1 protein-coding gene is annotated in these 612 nt (G+C 72.5%); it reads right to left on the bottom strand.

Features of this window, described 5'->3' with window-relative positions:
* Positions 1 to 58 precede the first annotated feature (58 nt).
* Positions 59 to 612 (bottom strand): RDD family protein (locus tag IH13_RS0124225; RefSeq protein ID WP_199814819.1); only part of this gene is annotated, 554 nt, incomplete at its 5' end.

Here is a 612-nt window from a genome sequence, read left to right as displayed (position 1 = left end):
CACCCCGGCCGGCGGTACTCAGCCGTGCTCAGGCATGCACAGCCGTGCTCAGCCGTGCTCAGCCGGCGACGAAGGTACGGGCCGCCTTGTCGTGCCAGCACTGGCGCCACGGGCGGTCGATCAGGCACCAGAGCACGTTGACCACACCGACGACGAGCAGCCCCAGCACCCCGTACACCAGCCAGCGGTACAGCGCCGCCCTGAAGGTGGGCGTGCCGTGCGACTCGATGTCGCGGACCTCGACACCACAGAGCTTCTTGCCCAGGGTGCGCCCCCACTTGGCGGTGGGCAGCGCCTCCAGCAGGAGGCCGAGTACCAGGAGGACGGCGACCGCCGCGCCGAGCAGCCCGGCCGTGGTCGAGTCCAGCAGCCACACGGTGACCGTCTCACCGGTCTGCTCGGCCGTCTCGATCTTCCGGTCGATGTGGTCCAGCGCACGGGTCGCCAGCGGGAAGCCGGCCGCTCCGGCGAGTGCGCCCAGCACCACCGTGTCCAGGAGCCGGGCCACCAGTCGTCTGCCGAGCCCGGCCGGCCGGGCCGACGCCTGGGCGCGGGCGAGCTGTTGGAAGGGGTCGTCGACGGGGGGCTTCCAGGGCGTGACCGGCTGCTGCT

Origin of the sequence: Streptomyces sp. NRRL WC-3549 (assembly GCF_000721935.1) — a bacterium.
In the GTDB taxonomy this organism is placed as follows: domain Bacteria; phylum Actinomycetota; class Actinomycetes; order Streptomycetales; family Streptomycetaceae; genus Streptomyces.
The sequence above is the reverse complement of the archived record's forward strand: the minus strand, read 5'-3'. Positions and strand labels throughout refer to the sequence as shown.